General features: G+C 67.6%; 19 protein-coding genes and 1 riboswitch. Of the genes, 9 read left to right on the top strand and 10 right to left on the bottom strand.

The genetic code is table 11. The features are described 5' to 3' along the window. Complete coding sequence (gene gcvH / locus E6C72_RS11110) at positions 1-375, bottom strand: glycine cleavage system protein GcvH (protein WP_109085546.1); 375 nt, start codon at positions 373-375, stop codon at positions 1-3. A gap of 51 nt (positions 376-426) precedes the next feature. Then, positions 427-1,539 (bottom strand): glycine cleavage system aminomethyltransferase GcvT, encoded by a 1,113-nt coding sequence (gene gcvT / locus E6C72_RS11115; protein WP_109085547.1) that lies wholly within the window; start codon positions 1,537-1,539, stop codon positions 427-429. A 169-nt stretch (positions 1,540-1,708) separates the two neighbouring features. After that, positions 1,709-1,824: riboswitch (glycine riboswitch) on the bottom strand. Positions 1,825-2,039: 215 nt separating this feature from the next. Between gcvT and E6C72_RS11120 the strand changes: the two genes are divergently transcribed. After that, positions 2,040-2,873: a hypothetical protein gene (locus E6C72_RS11120; protein WP_109085548.1), complete on the top strand. Its 834-nt coding sequence runs from the start codon at positions 2,040-2,042 to the stop codon at positions 2,871-2,873. Positions 2,874-2,967: 94 nt separating this feature from the next. On the opposite strand, the gene E6C72_RS11125 is transcribed toward E6C72_RS11120, so the two are convergent. Then, positions 2,968-3,522 carry a hypothetical protein gene (locus tag E6C72_RS11125; RefSeq protein ID WP_247875670.1) on the bottom strand — a complete coding sequence of 185 codons (555 nt, stop codon included), beginning with the start codon at positions 3,520-3,522 and terminating at the stop codon, positions 2,968-2,970. 202 nt (positions 3,523-3,724) lie between these two features. On the opposite strand from E6C72_RS11125, the gene ispH reads away from it, so the two are divergent. Then, a complete protein-coding gene (ispH, locus tag E6C72_RS11130; RefSeq protein WP_109085550.1) occupies positions 3,725-4,687 on the top strand; it encodes a 4-hydroxy-3-methylbut-2-enyl diphosphate reductase in 963 nt (320 codons plus the stop codon). A gap of 19 nt (positions 4,688-4,706) precedes the next feature. Here ispH and E6C72_RS11135 read toward each other — a convergent pair whose 3' ends face one another. Genes E6C72_RS11135 through E6C72_RS11150 form a run of 4 tightly spaced genes read right to left on the bottom strand, consistent with a single transcriptional unit; the run spans position 4,707 to position 7,795 of the window. Then, the gene (locus E6C72_RS11135; RefSeq protein ID WP_348981151.1) at positions 4,707-6,152 is read right to left on the bottom strand and encodes a cobyric acid synthase; all 1,446 of its coding nucleotides are present in this window, start codon (positions 6,150-6,152) and stop codon (positions 4,707-4,709) included. 37 nt (positions 6,153-6,189) lie between these two features. Next, positions 6,190-6,801, bottom strand: coding sequence for a cob(I)yrinic acid a,c-diamide adenosyltransferase (gene cobO / locus E6C72_RS11140; protein ID WP_109085622.1), 612 nt, complete (start codon positions 6,799-6,801; stop codon positions 6,190-6,192). An 11-nt stretch (positions 6,802-6,812) separates the two neighbouring features. Beyond that, a complete protein-coding gene (gene cobU, locus E6C72_RS11145; RefSeq protein WP_109085552.1) occupies positions 6,813-7,337 on the bottom strand; it encodes a bifunctional adenosylcobinamide kinase/adenosylcobinamide-phosphate guanylyltransferase in 525 nt (174 codons plus the stop codon). Then, positions 7,334-7,795 carry a cupin domain-containing protein gene (locus tag E6C72_RS11150; RefSeq protein ID WP_109085553.1) on the bottom strand — a complete coding sequence of 154 codons (462 nt, stop codon included), beginning with the start codon at positions 7,793-7,795 and terminating at the stop codon, positions 7,334-7,336. Before E6C72_RS11150 ends, cobU begins: the two co-directional genes overlap by 4 nt. 166 nt (positions 7,796-7,961) lie before the next feature. Here E6C72_RS11150 and E6C72_RS11155 point away from each other — a divergent pair, with 166 nt between their 5' ends. Next, positions 7,962-8,768, top strand: coding sequence for an alpha/beta hydrolase (locus E6C72_RS11155; protein WP_109085554.1), 807 nt, complete (start codon positions 7,962-7,964; stop codon positions 8,766-8,768). Positions 8,769-8,785: 17 nt separating this feature from the next. Here E6C72_RS11155 and E6C72_RS11160 read toward each other — a convergent pair whose 3' ends face one another. From E6C72_RS11160 to E6C72_RS11170, 3 genes are all read right to left on the bottom strand, one after another. Further along, positions 8,786-9,016: a zinc ribbon domain-containing protein gene (locus E6C72_RS11160; RefSeq protein WP_109085555.1), complete on the bottom strand. Its 231-nt coding sequence runs from the start codon at positions 9,014-9,016 to the stop codon at positions 8,786-8,788. A gap of 104 nt (positions 9,017-9,120) precedes the next feature. Beyond that, complete coding sequence (locus E6C72_RS11165; RefSeq protein WP_109085623.1) at positions 9,121-9,327, bottom strand: heavy-metal-associated domain-containing protein; 207 nt, start codon at positions 9,325-9,327, stop codon at positions 9,121-9,123. A 25-nt stretch (positions 9,328-9,352) separates the two neighbouring features. Continuing rightward, positions 9,353-10,486, bottom strand: coding sequence for a divergent polysaccharide deacetylase family protein (locus E6C72_RS11170; protein ID WP_247875671.1), 1,134 nt, complete (start codon positions 10,484-10,486; stop codon positions 9,353-9,355). Positions 10,487-10,610: 124 nt separating this feature from the next. On the opposite strand from E6C72_RS11170, the gene E6C72_RS11175 reads away from it, so the two are divergent. The 6 genes from E6C72_RS11175 (at position 10,611) to moaC (ending at position 14,590) form a co-directional block, all read left to right on the top strand. Beyond that, complete coding sequence (locus E6C72_RS11175; RefSeq protein ID WP_109085557.1) at positions 10,611-11,063, top strand: STY0301 family protein; 453 nt, start codon at positions 10,611-10,613, stop codon at positions 11,061-11,063. Positions 11,064-11,175: 112 nt separating this feature from the next. After that, entirely contained in the window at positions 11,176-11,784 is a 609-nt protein-coding gene (locus E6C72_RS11180) for an aminodeoxychorismate/anthranilate synthase component II (RefSeq protein WP_109085558.1), read from the top strand. Further along, complete coding sequence (trpD, locus tag E6C72_RS11185) at positions 11,781-12,815, top strand: anthranilate phosphoribosyltransferase (RefSeq protein ID WP_109085559.1); 1,035 nt, start codon at positions 11,781-11,783, stop codon at positions 12,813-12,815. Before E6C72_RS11180 ends, trpD begins: the two co-directional genes overlap by 4 nt. After that, on the top strand, positions 12,815-13,618 hold the full coding sequence (trpC, locus tag E6C72_RS11190; RefSeq protein WP_109085560.1) for an indole-3-glycerol phosphate synthase TrpC: 804 nt from the start codon (positions 12,815-12,817) through the stop codon (positions 13,616-13,618). The genes trpD and trpC overlap by 1 nt, the downstream gene beginning before the upstream one ends. A gap of 4 nt (positions 13,619-13,622) precedes the next feature. Beyond that, entirely contained in the window at positions 13,623-14,096 is a 474-nt protein-coding gene (locus E6C72_RS11195; RefSeq protein WP_109085561.1) for a GNAT family N-acetyltransferase, read from the top strand. Continuing rightward, positions 14,093-14,590, top strand: a complete 498-nt coding sequence (gene moaC, locus E6C72_RS11200; protein WP_109085562.1) for a cyclic pyranopterin monophosphate synthase MoaC — start codon at positions 14,093-14,095, stop codon at positions 14,588-14,590. The genes E6C72_RS11195 and moaC overlap by 4 nt, the downstream gene beginning before the upstream one ends. Positions 14,591-14,593: the final 3 nt, after the last annotated feature.

Here is a 14,593-nt window from a genome sequence, read left to right on the forward strand (position 1 = left end):
TTAGTGGGATTCCTCCACGAAGGCCTTGTAGGCCGATTCGTCCATCAGGCCATCGAGTTCCGCGGCGTCCTTCAACTGGATCTTGAAGAACCAGCCCTCACCCTCGGCCGCGCTGTTGACCATCGACGGGTCATCGACCAGAGCCTGATTGGCCTCGACGACGGTGCCGGAGACCGGGGCGTAGACGTCGCTGGCGGCCTTCACCGATTCGACGACGGCGGCTTCCTTGCCCTGCTCCAGCACGCGGCCAGCCTCGGGCAGCTCGACGAACACCACGTCGCCGAGCTGGCTCTGGGCGAAGTCGGTGACGCCGACGGTGGCGACGTCGCCGTCGACCTGAACCCACTCGTGGTCCTTGGTGAATTTCTTGGTCATGTGAAGGGTTCCCTGTTTGAAACGTTGCTTGCGGTTGGGAGGACCGGAGCGTCAGCCCCGGTAATAGCGTTGCGGCACGAAGGGCGTGGCGGCGACACGGGCAGGCAGCGGCTTGCCGCGCACCACCAGCGTCAACGGCGTGCCGACTGCGGAATTCGCGATGTCGACATAGCCCATGGCGACCGGCGCCCCGGCGGTCGGGCCGAAGCCGCCGCTGGTGATCTCGCCGATGCGATTGCCGTTGGCATCCTGGATTTCGGTGTGCTCGCGGGCCGGCTGGCGGCCTTCCGGCTGGATGCCGACGCGGCGGCGCGCGGCGCCCTCGGTCAGTTGCCGGTGGATGATGTCGTAGCCGGGGAAACCGCCCTCGGCGCGGCGGCGCTTGGGCAGCGTCCATTCCAGGGCACCGTCCACCGGCGTGGTGGTGGTGTCGATGTCGTGGCCGTAGAGGCAGAGGCCGGCTTCCAGCCGCAGCGAGTCGCGGGCGCCCAGACCGATCGCCTCGACCTCCGATTCGGCCAGAAGCGCGCGGGCGATCATCTCGGCGTCGGCCTTGTCGCAGGAGATCTCGTAGCCGTCCTCGCCGGTATAGCCGGAACGGGTCAGGATCACCGGCACGCCCTTGAAGGTGGCGGACAGGTAGCTCATGAACTTCATGGTGGCGGCTTCCGGCACGAAGCGGGCCATCACCTCGGCCGCCATCGGCCCCTGGAGCGCCATCAGCGCCAGATCGTCCAGCAGTTCGACCTCGGCCTTGCCGGCCAGCTTCTCGCGCAGGTGAGCGACGTCCTGCTCCTTGCAGGCGGCATTGACCACCAGGAACAGGTGGTCGCCGGCGTTGGTCACCATCAGGTCGTCGAGGATGCCGCCCTGCTCGTTCAGGAACAGCGTGTAGCGCATGCGGCCCTGGGCCAGCCCCTTGATGTCGCCGGGCACCAGGGTTTCCAGGGCGGCGGCGGGATCGGCCCCGGTCAGGCGGACCTGCCCCATATGGGACACGTCGAACAGCCCGGCCTTCTCGCGGGTGTGCTGGTGCTCCTTCAGGATGCCCAGCGGATACTGCACCGGCATGTCATAGCCGGCGAAGGGCACCATGCGGGCGCCAAGCTCGACATGGAGCGCGTGCAACGGGGTGGTCTTGAGAGCGGTTGCGGCCTCGGTCACGCGGGTCCTCCGACAGGGTTACGGCACCCGCGCCGGGATCGGTGCGGGACGCTGCCCCCTCTGTCTTGGACCTGAGAGATTCACCGCCGTCCGGTCGAGCCGGGCACCCGGTTTACTCCTTCGGTGAGTCGCGGCGGGTAAGCGCCGAGGCTGCTTTCCAGAGTTGCCTTATCCCCTTGCGGTCCTTTTGCCTGAGAGTTTCCGGGGGCGGTTGCTCCTTCGGCGCCGCCTGCCAACCTGTCGATTTACGACAAGCCCGCAAGCGATCTCTCCCGCGAGGGATCATCGGCGTAATGGCGGCACACTGTCGCGATCAGACAGGTTTGTCAATCGGCGCTCTGGGCCACGAACCAGCCAATTCGTTGAAATATCGCAGTTTTGGAAATTTTCCTTTCTTGCGGTCAATATAGGTATAAAAACCTTTACACCGCGTCACGCCGAGCTGGCCAGCCGTTGTCCATCGCGGGACTCATCCCAATCGACAGAGTGGAGAGCGCGCAATGACCGTTCAGGCCTTCAACCCGTCCGACCTGTCCCAGTCCGCAGCCAACTGGGCGGTGTCCCAGCGCATCGTCGGCAACTTCGCCCCCCATGCCCAGCTCGTGCCGAACCTGACCCTGGCGCTCGATCCCGGCAACCTGCTGAACGGCACCACCCTGACCGAGGTGAACGCCCAGTCCATCGGCCCCTTCGCGCCGCCGGCCAGCGGTTTCCGCATCGACCGCGTGGTGGTGGACCGCAGCACCGGTGCGGCGGCCATCGTCACCGGCGCCGCCAACAGCCTGACCCCGCCGGCGATTCCGGCCGGAAAGCTGCCGGTGGCCCGTGTGATGCTGCTGCCGACCACCGATGCCATCACCAACGATGCGGTCGTGGACGAGCGATCCTTCATCGACCTTACGGCCTCGACGCAAAACTCTGTCGTTGTCCGGGCGCACCGCAACAACGTCGGCCAGAACGGCATCACCAACAACAGTTGGGCCAAGGTCCTGCTGACCACGGCCGACATCAATGTCGGCAACGCATTCAACGGCACGACCTCCCGCTTCCAGCCTTCCATCGCCGGCTACTATCTGCTTCACGCACAGGTGATGATGAATTGCGGCGCCAACGGGTCGATTTACGCGGGGCTCTACCTCAACGACGCCAATATTTCCCTGTGCCGATCCCTCACCCCCATGTCCACCCCGACCTATGCCGCCACGACGTCGGTGACATACATGAACGGGACGACGGATTACGTGGAGATGAAGGTGCTCAACACCATCATTACCGATGGCATTCTCGACGGTACGCCAACCGCAACCTTCTTCGCCGCAAGCCGACTTGCGTAATCTCTCTGCCCTGAGTTCGCAAAGTTGAAGGAGCGCCCACATTCCATGTGGGCGCTCCTTTCAAGCGATCAATCAACTGGAAACCCGAAAACGCCTACTTCTTGACCTGAGTCCGGTTGAAGTTCAGCTGCTCCGGCGTCAGCTGGAAGCCGAGATAGATCTTCCAGTCCTTGGCGTTGGCGTCCTTGGGCAACGGAATCTTCGGGGCCAGCTCCTCCTTGGTGCCGGCGCGCGGTTGGCCGGGGACGAAGGTCACATCGGTGTCGAAATAGGCCTTCGACACCAGCGTGTCGTCCGGCTTGGCGATGGCGACGAAATACTGGTACTTGGCGGTGGTGCCCTGAAGCGCCGGGCCGCGTTCGGCCACCAGATAGACATTGACGTTCACGGTGACGCCGGCGCTGGTGTAATCGCAGCTGCCGCTGAAATCGGTCAGGGCGGCGCGCGACTCCAGATCGGTCAGATCCTTGCCGCCGGGACGGAAGACCGTCACCTCCTGCAAATCGCGGACGATGTTGACCTTGGGGCAGGCCAGAGCCGCTTCGGCCGGATCCTTCGGCCCCAACCCCATGCCGGAGCAGCCGGAAAGCACCAGAACGGCCCCGGCCGCGAGCAGCGCAGGGCGGCCCATCCCAAAGAGGGACGCCATCGGGCTTTTCCGGGCGGGGGTTCCTATATTACGGTCGCGGCGGTCCATCGGTTCGGCCTGATCGGTTAACGGGCTGTTGGACCACGACTTTAGTGTCCCAGCTTGACCGGCACAAGACCGCGCGGCGGTTCTATCCCTTGTGACCGTTCGGCACAGGACCACCTAAGGGCGACCTTCTTCACGCAAGGGCGGTACAGTGCACATGACCACGACCAATTCCCTGACCATCCTCCTGGCGGCGCCGCGCGGTTTCTGCGCCGGGGTGGACCGGGCGATCCAGATTGTCGAGACGGCGCTGGAGCGCTTCGGGGCGCCGGTCTATGTGCGGCACGAGATCGTCCACAACCGATTCGTGGTCGAAAGCCTGGAAGCAAAGGGCGCCGTCTTCGTCGACGAACTGACCGAGGTGCCGGACGGCCGCCCGGTGGTCTTCTCCGCCCATGGCGTGCCGAAATCGGTGCCGCAGGCGGCCGAGGCGCGCGGCCTGTTCTATCTCGACGCCACCTGCCCGCTGGTCAGCAAGGTCCACCGCGAGGCCGAGCGGCATTTCGACGAAGGCAAACAGATCGTCCTCATCGGCCATGCCGGACATCCGGAGGTGATCGGCACCATGGGCCAGCTGCCGGAGGGCGCCGTGGTGCTGGTGGAGACGGTGGCCGATGTCGCGACACTGGCGGTGCGCGACCCGGAAAACCTCGCCTACGCCACCCAGACCACCCTGTCGGTCGACGAGACGACGGAGATCCTGGCCGCCCTACAGGCCCGCTTCCCCGCCATCGCCGGGCCGAAGAAGGAGGACATCTGCTATGCCACCACCAACCGTCAGGCGGCGGTGAAGGCCATCGCGCCGAAGGTGGACGCGCTGCTGGTGCTGGGCGCGCCGAACTCCTCCAATTCCAAGCGGCTGGTCGAGGTGGCGAAGACCCACGGCTGCCCGGCCGCCCAGCTGGTCCAGCGCGCCGCCGACATCGATTGGAACGCGCTCGCGGGCGTCGCCCGGCTCGGCATCACAGCCGGCGCCTCGGCCCCGGAAGTGCTGGTGGAGGAGGTCATCGAAGCCGCCCGCTCGCGCTTCGACGTGACGGTGGAGGAACTGCGCACGGCGACCGAAAACATCGTCTTCAAGCTGCCGCGCGCCTTATCGGTGGAGCGCGAGGAGGTTTGAGGGGGCGCGACGCCCCCCTTCACCCCTCCGCGACCGTCAGCAGACCGTCCATGTCCACCACGCTCTCCAGGCGGTCGGCGACCGCGTCGAGCGCCCGTTCCACCGCCGCGCCGTAGCCCAGTTCCGACCCGCCGCCGCCAAGCCCGCGCAGATAGGCCGCCCGGAAGCCGTCTGCCGTGAACAGGCCGTGCAGGTAGCATCCCGCCACCCGTCCGTCCGCCGACTCCGCGCCGTCGGTTCCGCCGGCCGATAGTTCCAGCATCGGCCGCGCCCGGTCGGCTCCCTCGGTACGGCCCATGTGCATCTCGTACCCCGCCACCGCCGCCCCGGTGCGCCGCTCGATTCCTCGAGCCTCCTCCAGCACCTTCGGCCCTTTCAGCACCGTCTCGACGTCAAGCAGGCCCAGCCCGGCGGCGTCGCCCGGCGGACCTTCGATGCCGTCGGGATCGGCGATGCGCCGGCCAAGCATCTGATAGCCCCCGCAGATGCCCAGCACCCTGCCACCGCGCCGCCAATGGGCCAGCAGGTCGATGTCCCAGCCCTGTTCCCGCAGGAAGGCGAGGTCGGCGATCGTCGTCTTGGTGCCGGGCAGGATCACCAGATCGGCATCGCCCGGCAGCGGCTGGCCGGGACGAACCATGGTCAGCGCCACGCCGGGCTCCTGCGCCAGCGGATCGAAATCGTCGAAGTTGGCGATGTGCGGCAACATCGGCACCGCGACGCGCAACGCTCCGTCACCGGCAGTTCGCGGGCGGTCGAGCGCCACCGCATCCTCCGCCGGCAGGGTCGACGCCTCGCGCAGCCAAGGCACGACGCCAAACCCGCGCCAGCCGGTGTGGCTTTCGATGATCCGCAGCCCTTCATCGAACAGACGAACATCGCCGCGGAACTTATTGATAAGAAATCCTTTAATCCGCTCCTGTTCAGATTTTGGTAGAAGTGCGTGAGTACCGACCAGACTGGCGATCACGCCGCCGCGGTCGATGTCGCCGACCAGCAGGACCGGCACGTCGGCGGCGGTGGCGAAGCCCATGTTGGCGATGTCGCCGGCCCGCAGATTGACCTCCGCCGGGCTGCCAGCCCCCTCCACCACCACGATGTTGGCCTCGGCCCGCAGCCGCTCGAAACTGTCCAGGACAGTGCCGAGCAGCTCGCGTTTGCGCGCCTGATAGTCGGCGGCGCGCGCGGTGCCGACGACCACGCCCCGCACCACCACCTGACTGCCGACATCCGACTGCGGTTTCAGCAGCACAGGGTTCATGTGGACGCTGGGCGCGACGCCGCAGGCCCGCGCCTGGAGCGCCTGGGCGCGGCCGATCTCGCCACCGTCGGCGGTCACAGCGGCGTTGTTCGACATGTTCTGCGGCTTGAACGGCCGGACGCTCAGCCCGCGCCGCACCAGAGCCCGGCACAATCCGGCCACCAGCAGCGACTTGCCGACATCGGAGCCGGTGCCCTGCAACATGATCGCCCGGGATCGGAGCGGCTGTGACGGCATGGCTTCAGAACTCGATGCCGGCCTGGGCCTTCACCCCGGCCTCGAACGGATGCTTGACCAGCGTCATCTCGGTGACGAGGTCGGCGGCGGCGATCAGTTCCGGCTTGGCGTTGCGGCCGGTGATGCAGACATGCAGATCCGGTCGCCGGGCGGCCAGCGTCGCCAGCACCTCGTCCAGCGGCAGATAATCCATGCGCAGCACGATGTTCAGCTCATCCAGCACGATCAGGCGATAGCGCGGGTCCGCCATCAGCTCCTTGGCCTTGGCCCAGGCGGCTTCGGCGGCGGCGACGTCGCGGGCACGGTCCTGGGTGTCCCAGGTGAAGCCTTCGCCCATGGTATAGAAGTCGACCAGATCCTCGAAGCGCTCCAGCGCCACCGTCTCACCGGTCGACCAGGCGCCCTTGACGAACTGGACCATGCCGACGCGCATGCCGTGGCCGACCGCGCGCATCATCAGTCCGAAGGCGGCGGTGGACTTGCCCTTGCCCTTGCCGGTGTGGACCATCAACAGGCCCTTCTCCACCGTCTTGGAGGCGAGCGCCCGCTCCTGCAATGCCTTGCGCCGCTTCATTTTTTCAGCGTGACGGCGGTTCAGCTCTTCGCTATCGGCCATATTGGGGGCGGTCATACGGGGGTTCCCTTCACGAAGATCGGCAGACCGGCGACGGTCAGCACGACGTGCGGCGCCACGGCCGCAATGGATTGGTGCAGGCGGCCTGCATGGTCGCGGAAGCGGCGGGCCAGCGCATTGTCGGGCACGATGCCGAGCCCGACCTCGTTGGAGACGAGGACCACCCGGCCCGGCAGTGTCGGCAGCATCTCCACCAATGCAGCGGTCTCGGCAGCGATGTCGGCGTCGGCCATCATCAGGTTGGTCAGCCACAGGGTCAGGCAGTCGACCAGAACGCCGGTGCCCTCGGCGGTGTGATGACGCAAAGCACCGATCAGGTCGCGCGGCTCCTCCACCGTGGTCCAGTCCGGGCCACGGTCGTCGCGGTGCTTCGCCACCCGCTCGGCCATCTCCGTGTCCCAGACCTGCGAGGTGGCGATGTAGACGCGTGGACCACCCAGCGCCGTCACCAGCCCTTCGGCATAGCGGCTCTTGCCCGACCGGGCACCGCCCAGGACCAGCGTCAGGTCACCGCTCATTCCCAGGGTGTTCCGTCGCGATGACGATAACCGCCGTCGCGCCAGACCATATCCTCGTCGGAATAGTTGGCTTCGTCGCCGGCACTGCGGTCGCCGACCTCCAGATAGCTGGCCGGCCTGTCGCTGCGGTTGATCAGCCGGTGGCCGTCGGCGACGCCATGCGGAAAGCCGGCGCACATGCCGGCGGTCAGCAGCGTCTCGCCGGCGTCGGTCACCAGCGTCAACTCGCCCTCGACCACATAGACGAACTCGTCCTGCCGGCTGTGCCAGTGGCGCAAGGCGGAGGAGGTGCCAGGCGCCAGCCGGGTCAGGTTGACCCCGAAATTGGTCAACCCCAGCGGATCGCCCAGCACCACCCGCTGCCGCCCGGCGACCTGTGCCCGAAAGGGCTGCGGATAGTCGGTGGCGCCGGCTTCGGCGGTCAGGGTGGCAGGATCGAGGACCGGCGGTTTCGGCATGGACACTCTCCGGTTCGGCATTGCGGGTCCGGACTGTCGCAAACCGCACCGGCGGCGTCAAACGGCTCAAGTCCCCTTACACAGCAGGGTTGCCGGGACCGTGGCTGGACAGGCGACACTTCGCCCGCCATTCTTGTTGCAATGCAAAACAACGTCCCCCGATCCGATGTCCCGCCTGGAAGTCATCAGCCGCCGCCCCTCCGGCACGCCCAAAGCACCGCCTCTTCTCTTTGTCCACGGCGCCTTCAGTGGTGCCTGGATCTGGGACGCCAAGTTCCTGCCCTGGTTCGCCGAGCGCGGGTGGGAGGCGCATGCCGTGTCGCTGCGCGGCCATGGCAACAGCGAGGGGGGCGACCGGCTGCATGATTTCGGCATCGCCGATTATGTCGACGACGTGCTGGAGGCGGCGAGCCGCTTGTCCGCCCCGCCGGTGCTGATCGGGCATTCAATGGGCGGGATGGTGGTTCAGCGCGCCCTGGCGAAGCGCCGATTCCCGGCCGGCGTGCTGATGGCGTCCGCTCCGCCCTATGGCCTGCTGTCCTCCACCATGGGGCTGGCCTGGCGCTCGCCCTTCGTGTTCCAGCAGATGTCGATGCTGATGGCCTTCGGCGAAAACGCGTTCGATCCGGAAGCGATTCGCCGCGCCATGTTCTCCGACAAGATGCCGCACGCCGAAGCCGCACAGTATGACAGCCGTATGCAGGAGGAATCACGCCGCGTCCTGCTGGACATCGGTGGCTGGATCCCCTTCCCCGTTCTGCCGCCACGTGACGTGCCGATTCTGGTGATGGGGGCGGAGGAGGATTTGCTGTTCCCCCGCGCCGAAGTGGTCGCCACCGCGATGGCACTGGGCACCCAGCCGGTGTTCATGCCGGGCATGGGCCATGCGATGATGCTGGAACAGGACTGGCAGTCCGCCGCCGAACGGGTGGAAAGCTGGATCGCAGCGACGGTGACCGCCAAGGCGGCGTAAGGGCTATTGGGTTTCCGCTACCCCTTCGGACGCTCCGACCGCGAGTAGTTGCTGAAGTGCCCCTCCTTCGCCGCCATCCGGCGGGCCGACTGGACGACGGCGCCGGATTTACCCTCCGGCGCGACGTTCGACATCTGCCGGCTCAGGTCGGCACTTCCGCAGGACGGACAGGCGGGCGTCTCACCAGAGCGGACCAGGGTCTCGAACCCATGGTCGCAGGCCTTGCAGCGATAGGAATAGAGCGGCATCGCACCCTCGCGGAACGGATCGCATCGTCCCGAGCATGCCGCAATACCCATAACAATAAAACGGTTTTATTGCGCCGCACCAAAATTCCGATGAGGCGGCAGGTTCAGGCCGCCGGTCCGCAGAAATCGAACCCCGCCGCCTCGACCGCCTGCTGAACCAATTCCACAGGAATGTCGCCGTCGACCAGCACGGTGCCGGTTGCGAGGTCGACCGTGACCACGGCATCGGGCGCCGCCTTGGTGATCGCGTTGGAAACGGAGCGGGCGCAGCCGCCGCAGGTCATCCCATCCACCTTGTACGCATCGGCCATCGTCGCGGGCTCCCCTTCGGTCGGATCAGCCGCCGGCATGATGCGTCCGCACCACCGCGCTGACCGGGACAAGAACGAAGCCACGCTTTTGCACATCCGGCAGCCAGGACGCCAGAGCCTCGATTGTCGCATCATGCGGATGGCCGATGGCGACGGCGTAACCCTGGCGCTTCGCAACCTGTTCCGTCTTCGCCAGCTGGGCCTTCACCGCGGCCACCGTCTCCTCGTTGTCGAGGAACACATCGCGCCCGATCCAGGGCATCTTCAGCTCCTGCGCCAGCCCGATCCCGGCGCTGTTCGGCGTCGTCCGGCTGTCGAGCCACAGCAGGCCACGGCGGTGCAGTTCCGTCAAAACCGGCGCCAGGGCGGCGCGATCGGCGGTGAAGCGGCTCCCCATATGGTTGTTCACCCCGACATAGCCGTCGAAGCTGTCCAGCGCCGCGCGGAACCGCTTGACGATCTCACCCTTGTCCAGCGAGACCAGCAGCGCGTTCGGACCGGGATCGGCCTTCACGCTCGGCTCCATCGGCATGTGCAGCATCAGCTCGTGCCCATTCGCGCGCGCCGCCTTCGACTGCGCCGACAACTCGCGGGCATAGGGCAGCCAGGACAGTGTCAGCGGACCATGGAGCCCCGCCATCCGCGTCGACCGCTTGCGGTCCAGCCCCATATCGTCGATGACGATGGCGATGATCGGCTTGCCCTGCGGCACCTCGGCCGGCAGCGCGTTCTTGCGCCACAGCGCGGCATTACCGCCCGGCGCCTGCACCGGCGGCTGTGCCGGAGGAGCCGGCGCCGGCAGCATCGCCACGGTGGTGACGGGTGGACGCGTTTCCGCTTGAGCTGGCTTTTCCGGCACCGCATGTTCCGGCCCCTCGGCCGCATGCTGGGCCGCCGCCGGCGCTTCCGCCTTCACCGCCGGCAGCGAGGGGAGCGCCGGCGGTACCACGGCCTGCTGGGTCGGCGCTTGTTGAACGGGAGCCTGCAGGGCACGCTCGGCGCCGGAGCGGCCGCCGGTGAGCGTTGCCACACCGATCGCCACCGCGAACACCACGGCGACGGCCGCCAGAGCCAGAAGGAAGGGGTTCGACAGAAAGGGCGGAAGCGAAATCTTGCGAGCCTTCGAAGGCGCCTTGCGGGCCATGGTGACGACGTCCATCCTGCGACCGGGGCGCCGCACAGTGGCACCCTGCCGCGGCGACCGCAATCGCTCAAACGACGCAAACGGCCGCCGGAACGGCCTTACCACCGATCCGGCCCGCCCATTCCCCGGAGACCGCCCGATGCGTCCGCTCTTTGTCACCGCCTGCCTGTCGCTGGCCGCCATTTCCTCGCCCACCCTGGCCGCCGGCCCGCAATGCCCGCCAACCATCACCGTCACGGCCCAGCCGGAGGCGCCCGGCGGCTGGGCGCCCTATGCCGGCCGCGACAGCCACGGCTTCGTCGGCATCACCCTGATTGAAGGCGACCGCGCCACACAGATGGCCAGCGCGTCCCGCTCCACCCTGGCGCCTGACAACGAGGCCAAACATGCCCGCAAGCTGGTTCAGGTTTGGGAGTTCGACGCCGCGCAACGGGGCAAGCTTTTCGTCCTCTGCCGCTACCGCGGCACCGAGGCGACGCTCGCCGCCGATCTGCCGCGCCAGACCCGCCGCTGCACTCTGACGCTGGAAACCGACATCCGCGGCGCAGTCCTGGACGAGCCCAAGACCCCGCCGCAGCTCGATTGCCGGTGAAGGCGCACCAGTCTGCGCGGAGGCTGGAAATCCGCCCCCTCAGCGGCTAGGGTGTCCATCGTTGGAACAGGGCCGGAACGGCCCAGACGATCCGGGCGAAGGTGGAAGGCGCATGCTGCTGCTCATCGACAATTACGACAGCTTTACCTACAACCTCGTCCATTACCTGGGCGAGCTTGGCGCCGACGTGCAGGTCCGCCGCAACGACGCCCTGACGGTGGACGATGCGATGGCGCTCCGCCCCGACGGCATCGTCCTGTCCCCCGGCCCCTGCGATCCTGACCGCGCCGGCATCTGCCTGCCCCTGATCGACGCCGCCGCCAAGGCCCGACTGCCCTTGATGGGGGTTTGCCTCGGCCACCAGTCGATCGGTCAGGCCTTCGGCGGCCGGGTGATCCGCGCACCGGTCCCGATGCATGGCAAGGTCGACAACATCCTGCACCAGGGGCGTGGCGTCCTCGCCGGCCTGCCCAGCCCGTTCCGGGCCACCCGTTACCACTCGCTGATCGTCGAGCGCGACACGCTGCCGGCCTGCCTGGAGGTGACCGGTGAGACCGCCGACGGCCTGATCATGGCGCTGGCCCACCGCGACCTGCCGATCCACGGCGTGCAGTTCCATCCCGAGAGCATCGAGAGCGAGCACGGCCACAAGATCCTGCAGAACTTCCTGGACCTGACCCGCTCCCCTTTGAAGAACTCGGGCCTGGAGCACGCGGCATGAGCGGCGATCTGACCGACATGAAGGCGATCCTGGGCAAGGTCGCCACCGGTGCCTCCCTGACCGAGGCCGAGGCCGGCTTCGCTTTCGACATCATCATGTCCGGCAATGCCACCCCGTCGCAGATGGGCGGCTTCCTGATGGCGCTGCGTGTGCGCGGCGAGACGGTGGACGAGATTACCGGTGCCGCCCGCGTCATGCGCGCCAAGGCAATCCCGGTCGAGGCCCCTCCCGGCACCATCGACACCTGCGGCACCGGCGGCGATGGGGCCGGCACCTACAACATCTCCACCGCCGCGGCGCTGGTGGTGTCGTCCTGCGGCGTGCCGGTCGCAAAGCATGGCAACCGCGCCATTTCGTCGAAGTCAGGCGCCGCCGACGTGCTCGGCTCGCTGGGCGTCAACCTCGACTGCGACTTCGCGCTGGTACGCAAGGCTCTGTGGGACGCCCAGATCGCCTTCCTGATGGCGCCGCGCCACCACATCGCCATGCGCAACGTCGGCCCGACCCGGGTCGAGCTCGGCACCCGCACCGTCTTCAACCTGCTGGGTCCGCTGGCCAACCCGGCGACCGCCAAGCGGCAGGTGCTGGGCGTCTTCTCCAGGCAGTGGGTCGAGCCGCTGGCGCAGGTGCTGAAGCGGCTGGGGTCCGAGGCCGCCTGGGTCGTCCATGGCTCCGACGGGCTGGACGAGATCACCACCACCGGCCCCACCACCGTCGCCCAGTTGAAGGACGGCGAGGTGACGGTGTTCGAGGTGACGCCGGAGGATGCCGGCCTGCCCCGCGCCCGCATCGAGGATCTGAAGGGCGGCGACGCCCAGGTCAACGCCGCGGCGATCCATGCCCTGTTCGACGGTGTGCGCAGCCCCTATCGCGATATCGTCCTGCTGAACGCCGCCGCCGCCCTGCTGGTGTCCGGCAAGGCCGTGACGCTGAAGGAGGGTGTCGCCATGGCTACCGACGCCATCGACAGCGGCGGCGCCCGCGACCGCCTGCGCCGGCTGGTCGCCATCACCAACGAGGCAATGGCCTGATGAGCGACGTTCTGACCCGCATCAACGACGACAAGCGCGCGCTGGTCGCCTCCCGAAAGGCCGCCCGGCCGCTGTCGGCGGTCGAGGAGTCCGCCAGGGCCGCCAACGAGACCAACCCGCCGCGTGGCTTCATCCGGGCGTTGAGCGCCGCGGTGGAGGCCGGCCGCTACGGCCTGATCGCCGAGATCAAGAAGGCCAGCCCATCCAAGGGCCTGATCCGTCCGGACTTCGATCCGCCGGCCCTTGCCCGCGCCTACAGCGAAGGGGGGGCGACCTGCCTGTCGGTGCTGACAGACGAGCCCTATTTCCAGGGCAAGGACGAGTATCTGGTGGCCGCCCGCGCCGCGGTGGATCTGCCGGTGCTGCGCAAGGACTTCATGGTCGATCCCTATCAGATCGTCGAGGCCCGCGCACTGGGCGCCGACTGCATCCTGATCATCATGGCCTCGCTGTCCGACGCGCAGGCGGCCGAGATCGAGGATGCCGCGATCGCCCAGGGGCTGGACGTACTGGTCGAGGTGCATGACCGCGCCGAGCTGGACCGCGCGCTTTTGCTGAAGACGCCGCTGTTGGGCGTCAACAACCGCAACCTGAAGACGCTGGCCGTCGACATCGCGACGACGGAGGAACTGGCGGCCAATGTGCCGGCGGACCGCATGCTGGTGGCTGAGAGCGGCCTATACACCCCGGCCGATCTGGCCCGGATGGCGAAGGTCGGGGCGCGCTGCTTCCTGGTCGGCGAATCGCTGATGCGGCAGAACGACGTGACCGCCGCCACCCGCGCCCTGCTGGCCCCGGTCTGATCCGATGGCTGATGTGGTGATCGCCGCAGAAAGCCCGCGCCAGGATGCGGTGATCGCGCTGGTGGCGGCGCTCGACCGCTATCTGCTGGACCTCTATCCGGCGGACACCTGCCATCTGCTCGACATCGCAGAGCTGGAGGCGCCGGGCGTGCGCTTCTTCGTCGCCCGCAAGGACGGCGTGCCGGTCGGCTGTGCCGCGCTTCGCGTCGATCCTACCGGATATGGCGAGGTCAAGCGCATGTATGTCGATCCCGCCGCCCGCGGCCACCGTATCGGCGACCGCCTGCTTGCCCGGCTGGAGGAGCAGGCGCGGACGGAGGGGCTGTCCGCCCTGCTGCTCGAATCCGGCATCCACCAGCACGAGGCGCTGGCGCTGTACCGCAAGGCCGGCTTCGCCGACCGTGGCCCCTATGCCTGTTACAAGGACAACGGCGTCAGTGTTTTCATGGAGAAACCCTTGCGAGAGACCGTCCGATGACCGGCTTCACCCATTTCGATGCCGAAGGCAAGGCGGTGATGGTCGATGTCTCCGACAAGGCCGACACCGAACGCATCGCCACCGCCGCGGCAACCGTGCTGATGCAGCCGGAAACCCTGGCGCTCATCATGCAGGGCGGGATGAAAAAGGGTGACGTGCTGTCGGTCGCCCGGCTGGCAGGCATCATGGGAGCCAAGCGCACGCCGGACCTGATCCCGCTGTGCCACCCGCTGATGCTGACCTCGGTCAAGGTCGACCTGTCCTGCGACCCCGCCCGCAACGCGGTGGATGTTACCGCCACCTGCAAGCTGAAGGGCCAGACCGGCGTCGAGATGGAGGCGCTGACCGCCGTCACCGTCGCAGCATTGACCGTTTACGACATGTGCAAGGCGGTGGATCGCGGCATGACCATCACCGACGTCCGCCTGCTGCACAAGGCCGGCGGCAAGAGCGGCGAGTGGGGCGCCGCCGCCACTCCGCAAGCCGGAGCCTGAAGC

The organism is Azospirillum sp. TSH100, assembly GCF_004923295.1.
Lineage (GTDB): Bacteria > Pseudomonadota > Alphaproteobacteria > Azospirillales > Azospirillaceae > Azospirillum.